Genomic DNA, 20,878 nt, shown 5'->3' with positions numbered 1-20,878 from the left:
AAACCATGAGTGACAATACCTACGCCGCAGCCGGCGTCAGCATCGAAGAGGGCGACCGCGCCGTTGAGCTCTTCGCCCCGCACGCTAAGCGCGCCACCCGCCCCGAGGTCCTTGGCGGCCTCGGCGGCTTTGCCGGCCTGTTTAAGCTCGGCGATTATAAGGAGCCCATCTTGGCCGCGGGTTCCGATGGCGTTGGCACCAAGCTGGCCGTGGCCCAGGCCATGGACAAGCACGACACCATCGGCATCGACTTGGTCGCCATGTGCGTCGATGATCTCGTCGTCTGCGGTGCGGAGCCGCTTTTCTTGCAGGACTATATTGCCGTGGGCAAGGTCGTGCCGGAAAAGGTGGCCGAGGTAGTCAAGGGCATCGCCGAGGGGTGTGTGCAGGCCGGTGCCGCGCTATTGGGCGGCGAGACCGCCGAGCACCCCGGCATGATGGAAGAAAATGAATACGATGTTTCCGCCACCGCGGTAGGCGTCGTGGAGGCTGATGGCGTGCTCGGCCCCGATAAGGTCCGTGATGGCGACGTGCTCATCGCCATGGGGTCTTCCGGCTTGCACTCCAATGGCTACTCTTTGGCCCGCCACGTCCTTTTGGAGCAGGCTGGCATGCCTCTCGACGGCCACGTGGAGGAACTCGGCCGTCCCCTCGGAGAGGAACTGCTGGAGCCTACCCGCATCTACGCCAAGGACTGCCTGGCTTTGGCCAGTGAGTGCTCTGTATCCACCTTCTGCCACGTCACCGGCGGTGGGCTGGCCGGCAACCTTGAGCGCGTCATCCCGGAAGGCCTAGCCGCCGATATTAACCGCGCATCGTGGACTCCGGGTCAGATCTTCAAGCTCATTTCCTCAGTGGGCAAGGTGGAGCTGGCTGAGATGGAGAAGACCTTCAATATGGGCGTGGGCATGATTGCCGTGGTCAACCCTGAAGACCGCGACCGCGCCCTAGCAATGCTTACCGCGCGCCACATCGATGCCTGGGAGTTGGGCACCGTTCGCTCCGCGTCTGGCGAAGAGCCGCGCGTGCTCATGCACGGCGAGCACCCAAATTTCTAAAAGTGCCTTGCCCTGCCAAGGGAGGGCATGAGGAAGGGCCCTAGGAAATCCTAGGGCCCTTGAACTATCCAGCGGCGAGCGGAAGATTAGCGTTCGTCGCGGTCGTCATCCCATTCATCGACGTAGTCGGCGTATGGGTCATCCTCTTCATAATCGCGGGAGTCACCCTCTTGCTGTGCGGCGAGTTCCCGCTGTAGGGACTCGATATCCATCTCGGGTGAGTTGTACTTGAGCTGGCGTGCAACTTTGGTCTGCTTTGCCTTTGCGCGTCCGCGTCCCATGTGCATGACCCCCTTGGGTTAGTAGGGCGCGCCAGGGATTCTTGGGCGCCCCATCGACTTGTCTATTGAGTATCTTCCTGTAAGACACAATAGCCTGTGTGACGAAAAAATTCCGCACCGCCCCCTAGCTAGTGGGAGATCTAACGTCCGCGCAGCCGGTTTACCGCCTCACGTCCGGCCTTGGGGCCCTCATCTTCGGGGATGGAAGAAGGATCAATTGAAGCCGCCGTATCGCCCACCTCTAGGGTGCCGGCGTCCAGCGCAGAGCGCTTCACGAGGCCTAGGGCAATGGGGCCAAAATCGCAGTCATCCACGATCGTGCCGATGCGGCCTACCTTACGTCCATTGAAAGTAATGTCATCGCCCACATTCGGCCGTTGCGGGGCTGAGCCGTCGAGGTGTAGCTGCACCAATAGGCGAGGAGAGCGGCCGAGGTTTTCCACGCGCGCTACCGTTTCCTGACCGCGGTAACAGCCCTTATTGAGGTGGACGTGGGCCGGATTATCTGCGCTACGGCTAATCCACTGCGGTACCTCGTGGGGGATGGATTTATTATCTAGATCCGCTGCCAGCTCCGGCTCACGGGCCCGCACACGCTCGGCGGTAAACGCCATAAGCCCGGCCAGTCGCGCGCCGGATTCCTCCAAGAGCTTCGTTGCCTCAACCAAGGATTCGCGCGGAACTCCCAGGTCAACGCGATTGATTCCGGTCCACTGAACCTGGCGGGAAAACTCCACCATGGGTGGGGGCGCAATATCGGTCTCACCCAGGAGAGTGAGGATGGCGATATCGGCTTCCTCTACGGTGACCTCGGACCAAAAGACCATCATGGTGAGGAACTTGAAAAGGGAGTCGAATTGGGCCGCAGGGACGTCGATAAGAAAGGCGTCTTCGGTGCGGACGATATCCATGTGGTGGAGGATATGTCCTTGGATGTCTAGGTCAAGGGCACCGGCGCTAAAGCCCACGGGGGCGGTATCCAGCTTTTGCGAAAGCAAATTATTAAGAAACTCGGCGGCGTCCTTGCCGCTGACACGGATGACGCGGCGTTGGGAGCGGTCGATGACTATGGTGCCGCCATCGGCAGCCCGTTGCTCACCCAGCGGATTGCCATAGTGCCAGGCCACGCCCTGGGCATCGAGTACGGTCGCGTCCTGGTGCTCTGCGGCACCGGCGCGCTGCAAAAGAGGCGAAGAATAACTCACAACTACCGATGGTAGGGCATAATCAAAACTATGAAGTTCTCGCCGCGAAAAGAGCCGGTCATCTACGTTGTGGAGCCCTTTGGAGGGTCGGTACGCAGGCATATGCCCACGCTGCCTCTCGTCTATGCGGATGATGCCGCGGTCACCCGCGGTGATGGCATCTTTGAATCCCTGCTCGTACGCGGAGGAAAAGCCGCTAACCTGCAGCGGCACGCGCAACGCTTCTGCGATTCGGCGCGCACCATGAATCTGCCGGAACCACCCATGGAGAAGTGGGAAGAAGCCACGCGCCTTGCAATTGCGGATTTCTGCGGGGAAGAGACAGGGGATGCTAAATGCACCTGGACCTATACCCGCGGACGCGCCTCCACGGGGCGGCCGAGCGCTTGGGTCGTGGTGCAGCCCATCGAGGAAAGGGTCCTAGAACAGCGCGCGCACGGCGTAGCCGTAATGACCAGCCCGCGCCTGTGGCACGTAGCTGAGGAATTACCCGCCAAGACGCTCAACTATGCGGCCACGATGGCGATGCTGCGCATGGCGCGAGAGAAGGGCTTTGAGGATCTCATCCTCACCGATCCGGACACCGGAGAAATCCTCGAGGGCGCAACCTCGACCGTGGTGGCCGTCAAGGGAGAGAAACTGCGCACCGCCGCCGGCCGCGGCATCCTTCCCGGAACCACGCAGGCGGCCCTTTTCGCCCACGCCACTAAGGAGGGCTATCGCTGCAAAGCCAAGCCGCTCACCGTGGAGTATCTGGAAAAGGCGGACTCAGTGTGGCTGGTGTCCTCGGTGCGCGTTGCCGCCCGGGTCACCCGGCTTAATGGCAAAAAATTAAAGGCCCCGGATAACGTGGACGTCATTCGAGACCTTATTGATAAAGCGCTGGGGGACTAGCCAGCGATACGGGTGAGCTCCGCGGACATGTAGGGGCGCATTTCCCCATCAACCATGCGCTCGTCTACCCAGCCCAGGTTGTTATTGGGCATCAGGCCGTACATGCGCTTGCCCGGCCCCAGGTTTTTCGGTCCGGTTTCGGTGACCATGGTGGAGGCGGACTCCAGCTGCCATGCGCGGTCATTGAACGGCTCGCCGTAGAAGATTTCCACAATGCCGTTGGAAGAGGTGTAAGTGACCTCGATTTCATCCTTTTCAGAAATGCGCCAGAAGCCGGTCTCGCGCACGGAGGGGCCTTCCGGCTTGCCCTCGGTATCAATCTTCCAGGTACGGGAGCTAAACGTGAGGTAATTCTCGCCATCGTGGGCGATGACCAGCTGCTGGCCAAAGGTATATTCCTGGCCCTGCGTATCGTGTGCCTGGCCCTCGCCTTGCCAGACGCCCACGAGGGGGAGCAGTCCTAGCAGGCCGTCGTGCAGCGATGGGCCCTGGCGCAGGTTAGCGGTATCGTCCGGTACCGGGGTATCGCCCAGCTCGAGAGCGGGGATATTGCGGCTAGCGGCGTCTTTCCACTGCTCGGCGGCCTGGTTCACGGCATCGTTGCCGTTGAGCTTTCCCGGATCATTTTCCGGGTGGGAAGCCGCGGTGGTTTCGATGTTTTCGGGAGTGGTTTCATTTTTATTTTCGCTCATGGGCGTCCAGCCTAGTCGTGAACCCGCCTATTTAACTACTAGACTTGGGCCTCGTGCATGCATTGATGATCTCGAATCCCAACTCGACCTCACAAACCAACGCCCTTTTCCGCCAAATCGTTCCTTGCCTACAAGCGGTGGAGGGGCTGCGCCTGAAGGTGCAATTTACGCACCACCCCGGCCACGCCGAAGAGATGGTCAAGGGAATGACCAGGGATGACTATGACGTCATTATCGCTGTAGGCGGAGATGGGACCGTCAACGAGGTAGTCAACGGGCTCCTCGGCCCGGCCGATGGGCAGCGCCCCGACCCCCACTCCATCCCCGCGTTGGCCGTAATTCCTACCGGGTCTGCCAATGTTTTCGTGCGCGCTCTAGGTTTTCCCAACACTCCGGTGGAAGCCACTCACGTATTGGCGCGCATGCTGGAGCGCAACCTCCGTCGCACCATTTACCTGGGCACGTGGAACGATCGCTGGTTTGCCGTCAATGCCGGCTTCGGCTTGGATGCGGATGTTTTGGCGCGCGTGGACCGAGCGCGCGAGCAAGGATTTTCTGCCACTCCACTGCACTATCTCAATGTTGCCATTCGGGCGTGGAGCCGCGCGCGGAAGAATCCACCGCATATTGCGGTTAAGGCCGAATCCAGCATCGGCGAGCAGCTGCGCAAAGACGATGTGCCGCTCATGTTTACCTCCAATACCAACCCGTGGACCTTCCTAGGCCCTCTGCCGGTTGTGACCAATCCGCGCAATTCTTTTGATGAGGGCCTTGCTCTTTTTGGCCTGGAGGAGTTTAGCGGACTTGGCGGCGTCGTCGGCCTGCTGCACCTCTTTGGTGCCGATAAACGTGGATGGCTCAATAAGCTCACCAAAGAAAAGACCGTGGCCTTCGACGATGCCATGCGCGTCGAACTGGTCTGCCGCGAACCGCAGCGCTTCCAGGCCGACGGGGAATCTGAGGGGCGCTTCGATGCCGTTACCTTAGCCTCCGTAAAGGAAGCCATCGAGGTATTCGCCCCGCAGGATAGGAGAGAAGTCCATAAGCGCACGATGAAGGAAGTGCTCCGGGACTTTATCCGCCTGCGCTAGCCTGCGGCGCAGGTCCCACCCGGTGCTTGGTGTCGGCGGCTTTCTTTTCTGCCTCTTCCACGGCCTTTTGCTCCGAGCCTTCAATCTCCAGAGGAGAGAGTTGGGCCAGCTGCACCTTGATATTGCGGCGCTGTATTTCGAAGGAGATGGTGCCGCCCTGCATTTTTACTGCGGTAGCCTGGGCCGGAAGCGGAAGCTGGCGAGTATCAAAGTTGAGGGAAAAGGCCTTTTGCAGGCGCTCGTCATCGGTGTCATAGACCTGCATGCGAAACTCCGGCCCGACTAAGCGGAGGGTGACTTTGGCGGTGGACTTGTGAGTATCGCCAGGCAGGGTGCCTGTCAGCTCAGCTTCCGCGGAGGTGCCACCGGAAGGGGAGATATCGTCTGGGTTGGCAATGGATAGATCGGTAATTCCCAGCAGGCGGCCCAACGCCACCCCGTCTAAGGAAATGCCGCGCGAGTAGGTAGAAACAGGCGCGCCCTCAATATCGCCGTTCATTACTTGTTCTGGGGTCACCGTAATATCGCGCAGTACGGTCGAAGCATTGACCATTCCCAGCTTGGGCACCTCCACGTCGAGCGCCTTGACCTCCAAATAGGGAATTTCCTTCGAGGCCGCAGCCCACACGTAGGGGGTGCCACCGATAAAGACATCTGGCGTATTTTCCAGCCGTGAATTGGCTTTTACGGCCTGTGCCACCTTGTGTTCCGTGTGCATAGCCACGCAGGCATCCGCCACCCAGGCCGCAATGAATACGCACACCACGAGGAGGATGTGTACGATGCGCCGGTCAATTCTTAGAACACTCACCCCTTCATTCTTACCCTACGTATTCTGGGGTCTATGACTAGCAATGCCTTTAGTATCACGGAAGAAAACCTGCCGGACTCCCCGGAGCTGGCGAGCCGCCTAGAAGAGCTTGCTGAGCAGGCCGAACGTGTGGATGGAATGGCGCCCCTTTCAGAGCAGTTCCTTAATGGCCTCACTGATTCCCGCCTGCAGCATCGCCACTTGGTGGCGTGGGTAGATAAGAAGCCGTGCGGCGTGGCTGGGCTGGATGGTTCCACCGCCGAGCTATTTATCGCCCCAGATTTCCGCGGACAGGGCTATGGGGCTTTGCTTTACGACGCCGCCGCGGAAACCCCCAATCTCCAGGCCTGGGCCCACGGGAACCTGCCGGCCGCACAGGCCCTGGCACACTCCCGAGGTCTGCAGGTCACCCGTAAGCTAGTGGTTATGGGTATTGGGGGAGAAGAGCTCGCTGCTGTCGCCCGTCCCGAGGACGTGCCTTTGACGGCGCTCAATTACTCCGAGTCGGTAGCAAAATGGGGGCAGGAGTTTGTGGAGGAGCAGTGGCTCAAGGCAAATAATGAGGCTTTTTCCTGGCACCCTGAGCAAGGTGGCTGGGATATAGATCGCCTGCACCGCGGCATGGAGGCGGATTGGTTTGATCCCGCTGACCTGCTCTTCTTGTGGGATACGGCAGGAGATCCGGTCCTAGCCGGCTTCCACTGGACCAAATGGCATGCGGAGGAAGCCCCGGGATTCGGTGAGGTCTACGTGGTGGGCTTGGCTGCGGACTATCGCGGCAAGAAATTGGGTGGACCGCTGCTGCAGATTGGTCTGCGTCGCATGGTGGAAAAGGGTGCTCAGCGGGTAATTCTTTATGTGGAAGCGGACAATGATCCGGCGCTGAAAGCATATGAGCGCCTGGGCTTTAAAGTTGATGAAGAACACGTCGTATGGGGTGTATGTGATTAAAGTCATGGGGTGAGCCGTGTTTGTTCACTCAGTGTTCACCTATTGGCACCCTTTTGGTCAGATCCTGCGGATAGCTTTACACCTTGTGAGTTAACCGCACCTGCGCACCTGCATCTCGCCCCAGAAAGCGAAGCGGGATGCGGGAAATATCTCTCTAGGAGATGCGGTTTCCTCGGACAATCAATCTCTGATCTGCACCGGAAAGGGTTTTCCCGTGATTCGCAACTTCAAGCGCACCGCCGCAATCTTCGGCATCGTAGCCGCAACCTCTACCGCTCTCGTAGCTTGCTCTGAGGAGTCTGGCTCCTCCTCCGATTCCGCTGGCGGCGAGGACGTCTCCGGCGAGCTCGTCGGCGACGGTGCATCCTCCCAGCAGAACGCAATGTCTTACTTCCAAACCGCGTTCTCCGAGGATCACCCAGACGCTTCCCTGTCCTACAATGCTTCCGGTTCCGGCGCCGGCGTTGAGGCCTTCACCAACGGTCAGGCTGACTTCGCTGGTTCTGACTCCGCCCTGAAGGAAGACGAGGGCGAGGTCGAGGCTGCCGCTAAGCGTTGCGACGGCAACGAGGCATGGCATCTGCCAACCACCATCGGCCCGGTTGCAATCGCCTACAACCTGGGTGACACCGAGATCAACCTTTCCACCAAGACCCTGGGCAAGATCTTCAAGGGCGAAATCAAGAAGTGGAACGACAAGGCTATCGCCGCTGACAACGAGGGCACCGACCTGCCGGACAAGGACATCACCGTCATCTTCCGTTCCGACGAGTCCGGTACCTCCGCAAACTTCCAGAAGTTCCTGAAGGCCGCTACGGGCGACTGGGACTCCGAGGGCAAGCAGTTCCCGGATTCTGTTGGTGAGGGCGCTAACGGTTCCTCCGGCGTTGCTGACCAGGTTGCAAGCATCGACGGTGCTATCACCTACGTCGAGGCTGGCTTTGCAGACCAGAAGGAAGGCGAGGGCGTTAAGAAGGCCAAGATTGACTTCGGCCACGGCCCAGTTGAGCTCTCCACCGAGTCCGTCAACAAGGCTTTGGAAAACCTGGAGTTCAAGAAGACCGACTCCGAGCACAACATGGTTGTTGACTCTGAGGCACTGTTCTCCTCCGATAACGAGGGTGCATACCCGCTCATCCTGACCACCTACAACATCGTCTGCTCCAAGGGCTACGATGAGGAGACCTCCAAGCTGGTCAAGTCCTTCTTCACCACCGTCCTGGATCACCAGGACGACCAGCTGGCTGAGCAAGGCTTCATCCCGGTTGAGGGTGCTCACCTGGACAAGCTGAAGGCTGCTGTTGACGCTTTGCAGTAAGCGCTAAAGCTGTAAAAGCTTAATACCTCCCGCCCCCACTGCCGCACACGATTCGCGCTTTGGGGGCGCAGGTATGTAACGATATTTTCCATTTTCAACGCTGAAAAGGATTAACAGTCTCATGGCAGACAATAATCTCACCACGGCTCCAGAGCAGGCGGACGCGAATACCACCGCTGCCGAGCGAGTCTCCACCAGCGGACACGAAGAAGTAGCTACCACCAGTTCCAATAGCGGCGTAAAGCGCCCAGGCGATCGTGTCTTTGAGTTCCTGTCCACTGCTTCGGCAACACTTATTACCGTCATGATTGCGGCTATTGCCGCCTTCCTGCTGTGGCGTGCAGTTCCCGCCCTGGGAGTCAACGACGGCGGCATCTTGGGTTTCTTTACCTATGGTGGCCGTTGGGAGACCACCGATACTTCTGCGATGAAGTTCGGTATCCCGACCATGTTCGGTACCACCGTCCTTATCTCCGTCTTCGCCCTCCTGCTGGCTATGCCGGTGGCCCTGGCCATTGCCATCTTCCTGTCCAACTACGCGCCTGCCCGCTTGGTCAAACCTCTCGGCTTCCTGGTGGACATGCTCGCTGCGGTTCCTTCCATTGTTTATGGTCTGTGGGGCTGGCAGGTTCTCGGCCCGGCGCTATCCGGCTTCTACTCCTGGATGGAGTCTTGGGCCGGCGGCTTCTTCCTCTTCCATGTCTTCGATAACTCGCCCTCTTTTGCTACCGGCCGCAACTTGTTTACCGGTGGCATCGTGCTCGCCGTGATGATTCTGCCGATCATCGCGGCCACCGCCCGCGAGGTCTTCGTGCAGACCCCTCCAGGCCAGGTGGAATCCGCCCTGGCGCTGGGCGCTACCCGTTGGGAAGTTATCCGCATGACCGTGCTGCCATTCGGCATGTCCGGCTATATCGCAGGCTCCATGCTCGGCCTGGGCCGTGCGCTGGGTGAGACCATGGCGCTGTACATGGTCGTCTCCCCGCTGATTGACTTCCGCTTCTCGCTTTTCGATGGCGGCACGACCTTCGCCACGGCCATCGCCCTGGCATCTGCCGAGTTCGGTAACGAGATGCGCGCTGGTGCCTACATCGCCGCCGGCCTCATGCTGTTCTTGCTGACCTTCGTGGTCAACGCAATTGCCCGCGCCATCGTGAAGAAGAAGTAAGGAGGGGAGGATCAATGACTACGACAACTAATGCCAAGCCTGCCTCCCAAGGCGGCGCGACATTCCTGGACATCTCCGGCTCCCGCAAGATGACCAATAACATCGCCACTGCAGTGGTCTGGGGCGCAATGATTTTGGCTATGGTCCCGCTGGTGTGGGTTCTGTGGGAACTCATCGCCCGCGGTAGTGGCGTAATCCTCAACCCTGAGTGGTGGACCGCCTCCCAGCGCGGCATCATGAATAGCTCGGCTGGCGGCGGTGCTGCCCACGCAATCGTGGGTACTTTCGTGCAAACCATTTTGGCTTCCGTCATCTCCATTCCCATCGGCATCTTCACCGCTATTTACCTGGTGGAGTACTCCAAGGGTGGATGGCTTGGCCGCATCACTACCTTCATGGTGGACATCCTGTCCGGTGTGCCTTCCATCGTCGCAGCCCTGTTCATCTTCGCCATGTGGATTACCCTCTTCGGTTTCGGCCGCTCTGGCTTCGCCGTGGCGCTGTCCCTGGTACTGCTGATGATTCCGATTGTGGTGCGCAATACCGAAGAGATGCTGCGCGTGGTCCCAATGGACTTGCGTGAGGCGTCCTACGCGCTCGGTGTACCAAAGTGGAAGACCATCGCCCGTATCGTTCTGCCTACCGCCCTGTCCGGCATTGTCACCGGCATCATGCTGGCGATTGCCCGCGTGATGGGTGAGTCCTCGCCGGTGCTGGTCTTGGTTGGTTCCTCCTCCGTCATCAACTGGGACGCTTTCAAGGGATCTCAGTCCTCGCTCCCGTTGATGATGCTGGATATGTACAAGGCCGGCGCTCAGCCAGCCGTGCTGGACAAGCTTTGGGGTGCAGCTTTGACGCTGGTTATCCTCATCGCCGTCCTCAATATTGCGGCCCGCATCGTGTCCGCAAAGTTCTCGGTTAAGAAGTAAAACGCCGTAACACTCGATTCCGCCATACACTTGCTAGAGGAGAAACTCCCAAATGTCTAAGCTCGCGCTCAATGACGTGAACATTTTCTACGGCGACTTCCACGCCGTGCAGAACGTGAATATGCAGATCCCGGCCCAGGCCGTGACCGCATTCATCGGCCCTTCCGGCTGCGGTAAGTCCACCGTGCTGCGCACCATCAACCGTATGCACGAGGTCATTCCCGGCGCCTCGGTAAAGGGTGAAATCCTGCTCGATGGCACCAATATCTACGGACCAAAGGTTGACCCAGTATCCGTACGCAACACCATCGGCATGGTCTTCCAGAAGGCTAACCCGTTCCCCACGATGTCCATTGAGGACAATGTCGTGGCTGGCCTCAAGCTTTCCGGTGAGAAGAACAAGAAGAAGCTCAAGGAAGTCGCGGAGAAGTCCCTGCGCGGCGCCAACCTGTGGGACGAGGTCAAGGACCGCCTGGACAAGCCGGGCGGCGGCCTTTCCGGTGGTCAGCAGCAGCGTCTGTGCATCGCCCGCGCCATCGCCGTGGAGCCAGAGGTGCTGCTCATGGACGAGCCTTGTTCCGCCCTAGACCCGATTTCCACCCTCGCCGTGGAGGACCTTATCCACGAGCTGAAGGAGAACTTCACCATCGTCATCGTGACCCACAATATGCAGCAGGCAGCCCGTGTGTCCGATAAGACCGGCTTCTTCTCCCTGGAAGCAACCGGCAAGCCGGGTCACCTGGTGGAGTTCGATGACACCACCAAGATCTTCGAGAATCCTTCCCAGAAGGAGACCGAGGATTATATCTCTGGCCGCTTTGGCTAAAGAGTAGAGAGATTGTCCGAGAAAACGGGCCGGTTCATTCGAACCGGCCCGTTTCTTAGTTTTTATTCCTTAGCGGCGGAACTGACGCTCCAGCTCGGCCATACGGGCCTCGAACTCCGCGTCCTTCTTGCTCTCTTCTAGCTTCTTGGCATAGTCGTGGGGCAGCAGCCCAGTGATCAAATAGATAATGTGGCCGGCAACCGAAACGCAGTGGTCGGCATAGCGCTCGTAATAGCGCGTAATCTGCGAGGTCTCCACTGCCTCTCGGACGGATCCTTCCCACTCGCGCTGGGTCAGGAGGCGCAAAAGATGAGAGTTGATATCGTCCACGGCGTCGTCATCGGCGCGAAGGTTCACGGATAGATCCGCGTCGGGAGTAACGAGAATATTGTGCAGCACAGAACCCATCTCTTCAGTGAGACGGTACAGCTCCTCAAAGTAGCCCATGTAGTTCGCAGGCACCACGGGATCGGGGTGGCGGCGGCGTGCGGAATCCGCGATGTGTTGGGCAAGCTTTCCCATTCGGTAGAGGTCTTCCACGATATAGATGGAAGAGACAACTTGGCGGAGATCCTGCGCCATGGGGTTTTCTAGTGCTAAAAGTTTTACGGCGCGCTCCGAGCATCGAGTGCGGATCTCATCGAGCTCCTCAGTCATAGTGAGAGCTTCTTCGGCAGATTCCAAAACGCCCTGGATTAGCGCCTGTGAGGCCTTATCCATGATGGTGCGCACGGTATCGCACATGACGATGAGGTCATGGGAGAAGTTGTCTAAGTGTTCCCTGTAGGCAGCACGCATGCCAGAAATAATAGCGAAAACTTTCCATTCCCGCGCAACTTAAGTGGAAAATAAATGCACGATACCTATATACCCCAGGGTGCTCTGATGCCCTAATAAGGTTAACCGCCGGAATTCATAATATCTGCGGCGACGGGAACGCATTCATCCTCCGGATCGTCGAGCCAGCCATCTGGCAATGCCACCTTGGAAGGCGAACCTTGGCGGCCTCGGGCACCGTCGGCGTCGGCAGCCAAGGCGTCGGAATCTGCCCATGGGGCTAGGAGCTCTCGCAGTGCGTCGAGGGAATCCACCTTGGCCAAGCCCGCGCGTACTTGGCCGCCGACTGGGAAGCCGCGCAGGTACCAGCCAATGTGTTTGCGAATGTCGCGGGAAGCATTATCCTCGCCATCGTGCTCTGCGAGTAGCTCTGCGTGGCGGAGAATAACCTGGGTAACCCCACCCAGGGTGGGCTCAGCTGGGATGGACTCGCCGCGAAGGGCAGCGCCGAGCTCCGCAAAGAGCCACGGGCGGCCGAGGCAGCCGCGCCCGACCTGCACGCCGTCGCAACCGGTCTGTTCCATCATGCGGCGCGCATCCTCGGCGCGGAAGATATCGCCATTGCCCAAAACCGGGACTCCAGTGTCTGCTAGGTGCTCTTTTAGTCGGGCGATCTCGTCCCACCGTGCTTCACCGGAATAGCGCTGGGCGGCGGTACGGCCATGCAAGGTAACGGCGGCGGCGCCGGATTCGACGGCGATGCGCCCCGCATCAAGATGCGTATGGTGTTCATCGTCAATGCCTACGCGCATCTTTACCGTTACTGGGATGTCGGTGCCCTCAGTAGCTTTGACGGCGGCGGAGACAATATTGCCAAAGAGGCGTCGCTTATAAGGCAAAGCGGATCCACCGCCGCGACGGGTCACCTTGGGAACCGGGCAGCCAAAGTTCATATCAATGTGGTCCGCCAAGTTCTCGTCCACGATCATCTTTGCTGCCTTGTAAGTATATTCCGGATCCACCGCATAAATCTGCAGTGATCGGGGATCCTCCTGCGGAGCAAAGGTTGTCATGTGCAGCGTCTTTTCATTGCGCTCTACTAGCGCGCGGGCGGTGACCATCTCACAGACGTAGAGGCCGGAAACCGTGCCAGTGCGCGCCAATTCCTGCTCGCGGCACAACGTGCGGAAAGCAACGTTGGTTACCCCCGCCATCGGGGCGAGGATGACGGGGGAGGAGAGATCGTAGTGTCCAATGCGCAGATTCACGCCCCAATTGTGCTAGTTGACGGGCCAAAATAGCAACTAGGGCCACAGTGGTGGCGTTCCTTATTTCCGTTTTATGGGGTGGGGGTCACACAAATGTGGTGGAAATCTTGCAAAGATTCGCTAATGTGGTCTGTGTAACTAATTAGGACGGCCGTTATTTTGGCTAGTCTCTCGATGAAGGAGGATTACCCTTGTCCGAAAGAATCGCGTATGCCCCGTTTCAAAAGCTCGTAGTTTCGGCAGAAGAGGCTGCTCAGCACGTAAACCACGGTGATCGCGTAGGCATTTCCGGCTTTACCGGCGCTGGCTACCCTAAGGGCCTGCCTACCGCCATTGCAGAAAAGGCCAAGGCCCTGCACGAAAAGGGCGAGGAATTTAAGATCGATGTCTTCTCTGGTGCCTCTACTGCTCCGGATTGCGATGGCGTCCTCGCGGAAACTGAGGCGATTCGCTTCCGCTCTCCTTATAACTCCGATCCCACCTTGCGTAAGCAGTTCAATGACGGAACCGCGCTCTACCAGGACATTCACCTGTCTCACTCTGGCCAGCAAGTAGAGGAGGGCTTCTACGGTGATTTCCAGGTAGCCATCATCGAGGCTGTGCGCATCACCGAGGAAGGCCACGTCGTCCCGTCCTCCGCCGTGGGCAATAACCTCGAATACATTGAGGCTGCGGATAAGATCATCATCGAGATTAATGAGTGGCAGTCCATCAACCTCGAGGGCATGCACGATATCTACCGCATTGAAAAGCTGCCGAACCGTCAGCCTATCCCTATCACCAAGCCGGGCGACCGCATTGGTACCACCTACATGGAGGTACCGGAGGACAAAGTTGTCGCAGTGGTCAAGACCGATGCCCCCGATCGCAACGCGCCATTTAAGGAGCCGGACGAGACCTCGGAAAAGATCGCCGCGAACTTCATCGAGTTCCTTGAAGGCGAGGTAGCCGCCGGCCGTCTTGAGTATGACAAGTTCATCATGCAGTCCGGCGTGGGCAACGTGCCAAATGCCGTGATGGCTGGCCTCTTGGATTCCAAGTTTGAAAATATCCAGGCCTACACCGAGGTTATCCAGGATGGCATGCTTGATCTTATTGACGCCGGCAAGATGACCATGGCCTCTGCTACCTCCTTTGCCCTTTCCCCGGAGTATGCCGAGAAGATGAACGCGGAGGCAGAGCGCTACCGCAAGCACATCATTCTTCGCCCACAGCAGGTCTCCAACCACCCAGAGGTCATTCGCCGCGTCGGCTTGATTTCTTCCAATGGCATGATTGAGGCCGATATTTACGGCAATATCAACTCCACCAACGTCTCCGGCTCCCGAATCATGAACGGCACCGGTGGCTCGGGTGACTTCACCCGCAACGCCTATATCTCCACCTTCGTCTCGCCGTCCGTGGCCAAGGATGGCGCCATTTCCGCGCTGGTTCCTTTCGTGTCCCACACGGACCACACCGAACATGACACCATGGTCATCATTACCGAGTATGGAGTAGCTGACCTGCGCGGACTGGCTCCGAAGGAGCGCGTGGAGAAGGTCATCTCTGTGGCTCACCCGGACTACCGTCCGCTGCTGGAGGACTACTTCAAGCGTGCCAAGGAAAACAAGTTCCAGCACACCCCGCACGATTTGAAGACCGCCTTCGACTTCCAAGTGAACTTCATGGAAAAGGGCGATATGCGCGGCTAATCTAGCTGCGTCCTGGCAGGCGCTCAGTGCTAAGCTGGGCGCCTTTCGCTTGCCGACGCCCCCCTAATTAGGACTTTGCAAATGCCGCAAGCTAAGATGTAGCGACGTTGGGCCTTTAGCTCAGTTGGTAGAGCTACGGACTTTTAATCCGCAGGTCGTGGGTTCGATCCCCACAGGGCCCACAACTGGAGCCACCTTATCGGGTGGCTCCTTTTAGTTTTTCACCATCTTCTTGATGGCGCGCATAGCCTCTTCTAGCTTCTCCGTGGCCACTTCGCCGTCCTCGGCGGCAGCACCGGCCACGCAGTGCTCGATATGGTCTTCTAGGAGCGCGAGTGAGACATTTTCTAGCGCTGACTTCACGGCCGAAATCTGGGTAATAATGTCAATGCAATATTGGTCTTCCTCGATCATGCGATGGATGCCGCGTGTTTGGCCCTCAATACGTTTGAGCCGTGCGAGGTAGCGATCTTTACTTTGTGAATCTGCGTTATATCCGTGCACGTGTGGCTCGTGACAGGAGCACGTTTGATGCTGGTCAGACATGGTTCCTAATCTTTCTGGGGGAGCGATTTTGTAACTAGGTGAGGTCTCCAGTATATTTCTAGAGGTCGCCATAGCGCGACGGGCCCCCATCGTCTAGCGGCCTAGGACACTGCCCTTTCACGGCAGCGGCACGGGTTCGAATCCCGTTGGGGGTACCAACATGAAAGTGTTGGTACGAATTAAATATTCGATTGGCCTTGTGGCGCAGTTGGTTAGCGCGCCGCCCTGTCACGGCGGAGGTCGCGGGTTCAAGTCCCGTCAAGGTCGCAGAAAAGCAGCAATCGTTTCTACGATTGCTGCTTTTTGTTTTGGTACGCTGGCGCCAACTAAGGAATTAGGAGAGTCAGCACTGTGGAACCATACGTAGGGATTGTCGTCTTTGAGCTCGTGTCGCAGGATTCGGAGCTTAGGAATTTCTATCGGGAAGACTTCTTCCTCGTCTACGCAGATTCTGAGGAGGAGGCGCACCACAAAGTTGCTAACCGAGCTCACGAGCAAGAGTATGAAGAGCTGAAGTTGCGCCACATTGTAGATGTTGCTCCGGCCCTGTATGGCTATGTGGACCGAGATTGCGACCTTTACTCGCGACACTTTGCCGCACTGGAAGACTATGAGCGCTTTGAGATGAAATTAGGAGGAAGCGATCCTCTTCAGGCTCCCGAATAGTGTTATGACGTGCTGATTTGGTGAGTGTTGGGAGTCTTCTGTAAAGTAACTATCCGTGCCAGAGAGCACACATAATTTAAAATGGCCTTGTGGCGCAGTTGGTTAGCGCGCCGCCCTGTCACGGCGGAGGTCGCGGGTTCAAGTCCCGTCAAGGTCGCGGAAACCTTCGGGTTTCTGGCCAGATAGCTCAGTCGGTAGAGCACACGCCTGAAAAGTGTGGGGTCGCCAGTTCGATCCTGGCTCTGGCCACAACAATGGCTCCTCTTAAGAGGGGCCATTTTTGCTTTAGTATGGGTGCATGGAACACGCTATTGCACACCAGACCGATAAATCCCGTTACGTCCTCACCGTGGACGGTACTGAGGCGGGTGCTTGCTACTACGTAGACGCGGGCGATACCCGCGAGTTCAACCACACGGTCATCAAGGACGCTTTTCGCGGCCAAGGACTGTCTGCGCCGTTGATTAAGGCTGCGCTTGATGATGCCCGGGGCGTCGGCAAGCAAGTCATCGCTTCCTGCTCCGCCGTGGCACACTTTATAGAAAAGAACCCCGAATACCGCGACCTGCTGCGCCCAGAAGGCATATAAAAAGCGGCCCACAGTTGCCTGTGGGCCGCTGGGAGAGAACTTAGATGTAGTAATCGGGGTCGACCAGTTTAATGCGCTCATTTGGATTGCGTGGGCGGTTCTTGGCTGGGATGCCCACCGCGATATGTTCGGCGGGCACGTCCTTCGTCACTACGGCATTGGCGCCAATGGCCGATCCCTCACCGATCGTAATGGGGCCGAGTACCTTAGCGCCTGCGCCGATGACTACATTGTCCTCGATGGTGGGGTGGCGCTTAGTCTGAGTGAGTACCTGGCCACCGAGGGTGACACCGTGGTAAAGCATGACGCCATCGCCAATCTCGGCGGTTTCACCGATGACGATGCCCATGCCGTGGTCAATAAAGAAGCGGCGACCGATAGTGGCGCCCGGGTGGATTTCCACGCCGGTAAAGAAGCGGTTAATTTGCGCTAATATGCGCGCGGGCCCGCGTAGGCCGCGCTTCCACATCCAGTGCGAAATGCGATGAGACCACACCGCGTGGAGGCCGGAGTACACTATTGCATTTTCGACGTCGCCGCGAGCGGCTGGATCGTGATCTCTTGCATTCGCTAAGTCTTCACGGATGTAGCTCATAATGTTCATGCTCACATAGTACTGGCATAAAAAAGGCACCCGCCAAGGTTGGCGGGTGCTTTTATTCATCCGAAGTGATTTAAGCCTCGCGGATGTCCTCGAAGAGGATGGTGGAGACGTAGCGCTCACCGAAGTCCGGCAGGACAACCACGATGGTCTTGCCCTCGAACTCTGGGCGCTCTGCCAGCTTCAAAGCTGCAGAGACGTTAGCGCCGGCGGAAATGCCCACCAGCAGGCCTTCCTGGGTGGCCAGGTCGCGGGAGGCCTTAATGGACTCCTCGGTGGTGGCGGTAAAGACTTCGTCGAGAAGCTCGCGGTCAAGTACCTCAGGAACGAAGTTGGCGCCGATGCCCTGGATCTTGTGCGGGCCAGCGTGGCCTTCAGACAGGACAGGGGAGTCGGACGGCTCGACGGCGGCCAAGTGCAGGTCCGGGTTCTTGGACTTCAGGAAGCGACCTACACCGGTAACGGTGCCGCCGGTGCCTACACCAGCAACGAAGGCATCAACCTTGCCCTCGGCGTCTTCCCAGATCTCCGGGCCGGTGGTCTCCTCGTGCATCTTCGGGTTTGCTTCGTTGGCGAACTGTGCAGCCAGGATTGCGTTGTCGTTCTCGGCGACGATTTCATTCGCCTTGTCGACGGCGCCCTGCATGCCCGCCGCACCTGGGGTCAGCACAATCTCTGCGCCGTAGGCGCGCAGCAGTACCTTGCGCTCGTTGGACATGGTCTCCGGCATGGTCAAGATGACCTTGTAGCCCAAAGTGGCGCCGGCCAGAGCCAAGGCAATGCCGGTATTGCCGGACGTGGCTTCCACGATGGTGCCGCCCGGCTTGAGCTGACCAGACTTCTCAGCGGCCTCAACGATGGCCTTGCCGATGCGGTCTTTCACGGAGTTAGCGGGGTTAAACGATTCAACCTTGGCAAGCACGGTTGCACCCTTGCCCTCGGTAAGACGGTTTAGGCGGACCAACGGGGTACCGCCGATGGTTTCCATAATGTTGTTGTAGACAGCCATTGTATTGACTCCTTTGGGAATCGGATTTGGATTCAAATCGTGTACAACGCAAGGGTACACTACACAAGTAGACCAGTCAGTATATATATTCTAGACCGGGCATTCGGGCATTCCATGTGGGATTACAACACCGGATAAGCCAGGGGCGATTTCGAATTACCCCCACATGCTGTCTATACTTCCACTCAGTTGCCCGCTGGCCCCCAAATTCCCGGGGGAAGACGGGTACACCTGCTTGGTTACCCCCGACGAGGAAAGAGTCTCATGGAGTCGCATCGCCTCAAAGATGATGAAGAATCCGTACGCGCGGCGTTATCGTCCCTGAAAACCGCTACAGGTATTCCGGTGACGATGTATGCCACGCTGCTGCCAGACAATCGCTTGCAGATTACGCAGTGGGTGGGCCTACGTACCCCAGCGCTGCAGAATCTGATCATTGACTCAGGCGTTGGTGTGGGTGGGCGAGTGGTGAGCACTCGCCGCGCGGTAGGCGTCTCCGATTACACCCGTGCTACTACCATTTCGCACGAGAATGATCGCGTAATCCAAGACGAGGGCCTGCACTCCATCGTGGCTGTGCCCGTTACGGTCCAGCGCGAAATCCGCGGCGTCCTCTACGTGGGAGTGCATTCACCAGTTCGCCTGGGCGACAAGGTCATCGAAGAAGTGACGATGACCGCGCGCACTCTTGAGCAGGACCTAGCTGTAAATTCCGCGATGCGCCGCGCCGATGGGTCTAAAGGCGGAGCCGCCCGCGGCCACGTTATGAACGGTGCTGAGTGGGAACAGGTACGCTCCACCCACTCCAAGCTGCGCATGCTGGCTAACCGCGTGGAAGACGAGGAGCTGCGCAAGGAACTGGAGACGCTATGTGACCAGATGGTTTCTCCGGTGCGCGTGAAGCAATCCACCAAGCTCTCCGCCCGCGAGCTCGACGTTCTCTCTTGTGTGGCCCTGGGCCACACCAACGTGGAAGCGGCTGAGGAAATGGGAATCGGCGCAGAAACTGTGAAGTCTTATCTGCGCTCGGTAATGCGTAAACTCGGTGCGCACACCCGCTACGAGGCGGTCAATGCCGCCCGTCGCATCGGCGCGTTGCCTTAAGAACCGGTAGCGTAGGCAGTTGTGAAAGATCAGTTTATTGTTTCCGGCGGTGCCCGCTTAGAGGGCACCGTCAAAGTAGATGGCGCAAAAAATAGCGTCTTAAAGCTCATGGCCGCATCCTTGCTGGCGGAGGGCACTACGACGCTGACCAACTGCCCAGAAATTCTGGACGTCCCCCTGATGAAGAAGGTCCTCGAGGGGCTCGGTTGCGAGGTAGTTATCGAGGGCTCTGAAGTCCGGATTACTACTCCTGCGCAGCCACAATCTAATGCGGACTTTGATGCAGTCCGCCAGTTCCGCGCCTCCGTTTGTGTGCTCGGACCCCTGACCTCCCGCTGTGGTCATGCCAAGGTAGCGCTGCCCGGCGGCGACGCGATTGGTTCCCGCCCGCTAGACATGCACCAGACGGGCCTGGAAAAGCTGGGCGCTACCACTCGTATTGAGCACGGTGCCGTCGTGGCAGAAGCCACCCACCTACGTGGCGCGAATATTCGCCTTGATTTCCCGTCAGTGGGTGCAACCGAAAACATCCTCACCGCCGCGGTTCTCGCTGAGGGGGAAACCGTTCTGCATAATGCGGCTCGTGAGCCCGAAATCGTCGATCTGTGCACCATGCTCAAGTCCATGGGTGCCGATATCGAAGGTGAAGGAAGCTCGGTGGTGACTATCCGGGGCGTCGATAAGCTGCAGCCCACCCAGCACGAGGTTATCGGTGACCGCATCGTGGCAGGTACATGGGCATATGCCGCCGCCATGACTCAGGGGGACATCACGGTGGGCGGTATCTCGCCGCGCCACCTGCACCTGCCACTGGAAAAGCTGAAGTCCGCCGGTGCCGAACTGGAAACCTATGAGAACGGCTTCCGCGTACGCATGGATCAGCGCCCGCAGTCGGTGGACTATCAGACCCTGCCATTTCCGGGGTTCCCTACTGATTTGCAGCCTATGGCCATTGGCATCTCCGCCATTGCGGACGGAACGACGGTCATTACAGAGAATGTCTTTGAATCCCGCTTCCGCTTTGTAGATGAAATGCTGCGCCTGGGGGCCGATGCCCAGGTTGATGGACACCATGTAGTAGTCCGCGGCAAAGAGCGGCTGTCTTCTACTCACGTATGGAGCTCCGATATCCGCGCAGGTGCGGGCTTGGTGCTTTCTGCGTTGTGTGCGGATGAGACCACTACGGTTCACGATGTTTTCCACATCGACCGCGGTTATCCGAATTTTGTAGAAAACCTGCAGCGTCTCGGCGCCACGATCGAAAGAACTCAGGAAGAAGAGCTCTTTTAACGACGTCCCCAGTACACAGTTTTCCGTTGTGTGCTGGGGATTTGTGTTGTTTGGTTGTGGTGGACTACATTAATCCAAGTCGCCGGGAGGTAGCCGGGAGGTTACTTGAT

At 58.3% G+C, this 20,878-nt stretch carries 22 protein-coding genes and 5 tRNA genes; 18 read left to right on the top strand and 9 right to left on the bottom strand.

Annotated features, from left to right (window positions below):
- Positions 1 to 5 precede the first annotated feature (5 nt).
- Positions 6 to 1,058, top strand: coding sequence for a phosphoribosylformylglycinamidine cyclo-ligase (gene purM / locus WMP96_RS06155; protein ID WP_023019867.1), 1,053 nt, complete (start codon positions 6 to 8; stop codon positions 1,056 to 1,058).
- An 86-nt stretch (positions 1,059 to 1,144) separates the two neighbouring features.
- Here the strand turns inward: purM and WMP96_RS06150 are convergent, their stop codons facing one another.
- The gene (locus tag WMP96_RS06150; RefSeq protein WP_023019866.1) at positions 1,145 to 1,339 is read right to left on the bottom strand and encodes a DUF3073 domain-containing protein; all 195 of its coding nucleotides are present in this window, start codon (positions 1,337 to 1,339) and stop codon (positions 1,145 to 1,147) included.
- Positions 1,340 to 1,479: 140 nt separating this feature from the next.
- Positions 1,480 to 2,544: a CAF17-like 4Fe-4S cluster assembly/insertion protein YgfZ gene (gene ygfZ, locus WMP96_RS06145; protein WP_086588952.1), complete on the bottom strand. Its 1,065-nt coding sequence runs from the start codon at positions 2,542 to 2,544 to the stop codon at positions 1,480 to 1,482.
- A gap of 30 nt (positions 2,545 to 2,574) precedes the next feature.
- On the opposite strand from ygfZ, the gene WMP96_RS06140 reads away from it, so the two are divergent.
- Positions 2,575 to 3,438 carry an aminodeoxychorismate lyase gene (locus tag WMP96_RS06140; protein ID WP_301716353.1) on the top strand — a complete coding sequence of 288 codons (864 nt, stop codon included), beginning with the start codon at positions 2,575 to 2,577 and terminating at the stop codon, positions 3,436 to 3,438.
- On the opposite strand, the gene WMP96_RS06135 is transcribed toward WMP96_RS06140, so the two are convergent.
- Positions 3,435 to 4,130 carry an FABP family protein gene (locus tag WMP96_RS06135; RefSeq protein ID WP_023019863.1) on the bottom strand — a complete coding sequence of 232 codons (696 nt, stop codon included), beginning with the start codon at positions 4,128 to 4,130 and terminating at the stop codon, positions 3,435 to 3,437. The two genes, WMP96_RS06140 and WMP96_RS06135, sit on opposite strands and share 4 nt — an antisense overlap.
- A 53-nt stretch (positions 4,131 to 4,183) precedes the next feature.
- Here WMP96_RS06135 and WMP96_RS06130 point away from each other — a divergent pair, with 53 nt between their 5' ends.
- The gene (locus WMP96_RS06130; RefSeq protein WP_340432406.1) at positions 4,184 to 5,221 is read left to right on the top strand and encodes a diacylglycerol/lipid kinase family protein; all 1,038 of its coding nucleotides are present in this window, start codon (positions 4,184 to 4,186) and stop codon (positions 5,219 to 5,221) included.
- Here the strand turns inward: WMP96_RS06130 and WMP96_RS06125 are convergent.
- Positions 5,205 to 6,032 carry an LmeA family phospholipid-binding protein gene (locus WMP96_RS06125; RefSeq protein WP_200288673.1) on the bottom strand — a complete coding sequence of 276 codons (828 nt, stop codon included), beginning with the start codon at positions 6,030 to 6,032 and terminating at the stop codon, positions 5,205 to 5,207. The two genes, WMP96_RS06130 and WMP96_RS06125, sit on opposite strands and share 17 nt — an antisense overlap.
- Positions 6,033 to 6,065: 33 nt before the next feature.
- Between WMP96_RS06125 and mshD the strand changes: the two genes are divergently transcribed.
- The 5 genes from mshD (at position 6,066) to pstB (ending at position 11,224) form a co-directional block, all read left to right on the top strand.
- A complete protein-coding gene (gene mshD / locus WMP96_RS06120) occupies positions 6,066 to 6,983 on the top strand; it encodes a mycothiol synthase (RefSeq protein WP_284798074.1) in 918 nt (305 codons plus the stop codon).
- A gap of 214 nt (positions 6,984 to 7,197) precedes the next feature.
- Positions 7,198 to 8,301 (top strand): phosphate ABC transporter substrate-binding protein PstS, encoded by a 1,104-nt coding sequence (gene pstS, locus WMP96_RS06115; RefSeq protein WP_179386949.1) that lies wholly within the window; start codon positions 7,198 to 7,200, stop codon positions 8,299 to 8,301.
- Between the two features lie 121 nt (positions 8,302 to 8,422).
- Positions 8,423 to 9,469: a phosphate ABC transporter permease subunit PstC gene (gene pstC / locus WMP96_RS06110; protein WP_301716352.1), complete on the top strand. Its 1,047-nt coding sequence runs from the start codon at positions 8,423 to 8,425 to the stop codon at positions 9,467 to 9,469.
- 14 nt (positions 9,470 to 9,483) lie between these two features.
- Positions 9,484 to 10,398, top strand: a complete 915-nt coding sequence (pstA, locus tag WMP96_RS06105) for a phosphate ABC transporter permease PstA (protein ID WP_005325819.1) — start codon at positions 9,484 to 9,486, stop codon at positions 10,396 to 10,398.
- 52 nt (positions 10,399 to 10,450) lie between these two features.
- Complete coding sequence (gene pstB / locus WMP96_RS06100; protein WP_023019857.1) at positions 10,451 to 11,224, top strand: phosphate ABC transporter ATP-binding protein PstB; 774 nt, start codon at positions 10,451 to 10,453, stop codon at positions 11,222 to 11,224.
- 69 nt (positions 11,225 to 11,293) lie between these two features.
- Here the strand turns inward: pstB and phoU are convergent, their stop codons facing one another.
- Entirely contained in the window at positions 11,294 to 12,022 is a 729-nt protein-coding gene (phoU, locus tag WMP96_RS06095; RefSeq protein WP_023019856.1) for a phosphate signaling complex protein PhoU, read from the bottom strand.
- A 101-nt stretch (positions 12,023 to 12,123) separates the two neighbouring features.
- On the bottom strand, positions 12,124 to 13,269 hold the full coding sequence (dusB, locus tag WMP96_RS06090; protein WP_301716351.1) for a tRNA dihydrouridine synthase DusB: 1,146 nt from the start codon (positions 13,267 to 13,269) through the stop codon (positions 12,124 to 12,126).
- Between the two features lie 191 nt (positions 13,270 to 13,460).
- Here dusB and WMP96_RS06085 point away from each other — a divergent pair, with 191 nt between their 5' ends.
- A complete protein-coding gene (locus WMP96_RS06085; RefSeq protein ID WP_340432395.1) occupies positions 13,461 to 14,963 on the top strand; it encodes an acetyl-CoA hydrolase/transferase family protein in 1,503 nt (500 codons plus the stop codon).
- Between the two features lie 109 nt (positions 14,964 to 15,072).
- Positions 15,073 to 15,145, top strand: a tRNA-Lys gene (locus WMP96_RS06080).
- 31 nt (positions 15,146 to 15,176) lie between these two features.
- On the opposite strand, the gene WMP96_RS06075 is transcribed toward WMP96_RS06080, so the two are convergent.
- Positions 15,177 to 15,509, bottom strand: coding sequence for a metal-sensitive transcriptional regulator (locus WMP96_RS06075; protein ID WP_023019853.1), 333 nt, complete (start codon positions 15,507 to 15,509; stop codon positions 15,177 to 15,179).
- 82 nt (positions 15,510 to 15,591) lie between these two features.
- On the opposite strand from WMP96_RS06075, the gene WMP96_RS06070 reads away from it, so the two are divergent.
- From WMP96_RS06070 to WMP96_RS06045, 6 genes are all read left to right on the top strand, one after another.
- Positions 15,592 to 15,667: transfer RNA gene (locus tag WMP96_RS06070), tRNA-Glu, on the top strand.
- 35 nt (positions 15,668 to 15,702) lie between these two features.
- A tRNA-Asp gene (locus WMP96_RS06065) sits at positions 15,703 to 15,776 on the top strand.
- Between the two features lie 84 nt (positions 15,777 to 15,860).
- On the top strand, positions 15,861 to 16,175 hold the full coding sequence (locus tag WMP96_RS06060; protein ID WP_023019852.1) for a DUF4288 domain-containing protein: 315 nt from the start codon (positions 15,861 to 15,863) through the stop codon (positions 16,173 to 16,175).
- Positions 16,176 to 16,258: 83 nt separating this feature from the next.
- Positions 16,259 to 16,332 (top strand) — tRNA-Asp (locus WMP96_RS06055).
- Between the two features lie 19 nt (positions 16,333 to 16,351).
- Positions 16,352 to 16,424, top strand: a tRNA-Phe gene (locus WMP96_RS06050).
- A 49-nt stretch (positions 16,425 to 16,473) separates the two neighbouring features.
- The gene (locus WMP96_RS06045) at positions 16,474 to 16,764 is read left to right on the top strand and encodes a GNAT family N-acetyltransferase (protein WP_023019851.1); all 291 of its coding nucleotides are present in this window, start codon (positions 16,474 to 16,476) and stop codon (positions 16,762 to 16,764) included.
- Positions 16,765 to 16,804: 40 nt separating this feature from the next.
- Here the strand turns inward: WMP96_RS06045 and epsC are convergent, their stop codons facing one another.
- Both epsC and cysK read right to left on the bottom strand, forming a co-directional pair.
- Positions 16,805 to 17,368, bottom strand: coding sequence for a serine O-acetyltransferase EpsC (gene epsC / locus WMP96_RS06040; RefSeq protein WP_034655513.1), 564 nt, complete (start codon positions 17,366 to 17,368; stop codon positions 16,805 to 16,807).
- A 70-nt stretch (positions 17,369 to 17,438) separates the two neighbouring features.
- On the bottom strand, positions 17,439 to 18,374 hold the full coding sequence (gene cysK, locus WMP96_RS06035) for a cysteine synthase A (protein ID WP_023019849.1): 936 nt from the start codon (positions 18,372 to 18,374) through the stop codon (positions 17,439 to 17,441).
- A gap of 264 nt (positions 18,375 to 18,638) precedes the next feature.
- Here cysK and ramA point away from each other — a divergent pair, with 264 nt between their 5' ends.
- Complete coding sequence (ramA, locus tag WMP96_RS06030) at positions 18,639 to 19,478, top strand: acetate metabolism transcriptional regulator RamA (RefSeq protein ID WP_005325834.1); 840 nt, start codon at positions 18,639 to 18,641, stop codon at positions 19,476 to 19,478.
- A 21-nt stretch (positions 19,479 to 19,499) separates the two neighbouring features.
- Complete coding sequence (murA, locus tag WMP96_RS06025) at positions 19,500 to 20,768, top strand: UDP-N-acetylglucosamine 1-carboxyvinyltransferase (RefSeq protein WP_023019848.1); 1,269 nt, start codon at positions 19,500 to 19,502, stop codon at positions 20,766 to 20,768.
- Positions 20,769 to 20,878: the final 110 nt, after the last annotated feature.

Origin of the sequence: Corynebacterium sp. KPL4035 (genome assembly GCF_037908325.1) — a bacterium.
Classification (GTDB): Bacteria; Actinomycetota; Actinomycetes; order Mycobacteriales; family Mycobacteriaceae; genus Corynebacterium; species Corynebacterium kefirresidentii.
This window is presented reverse-complemented; position numbering and strand designations above follow the sequence as displayed.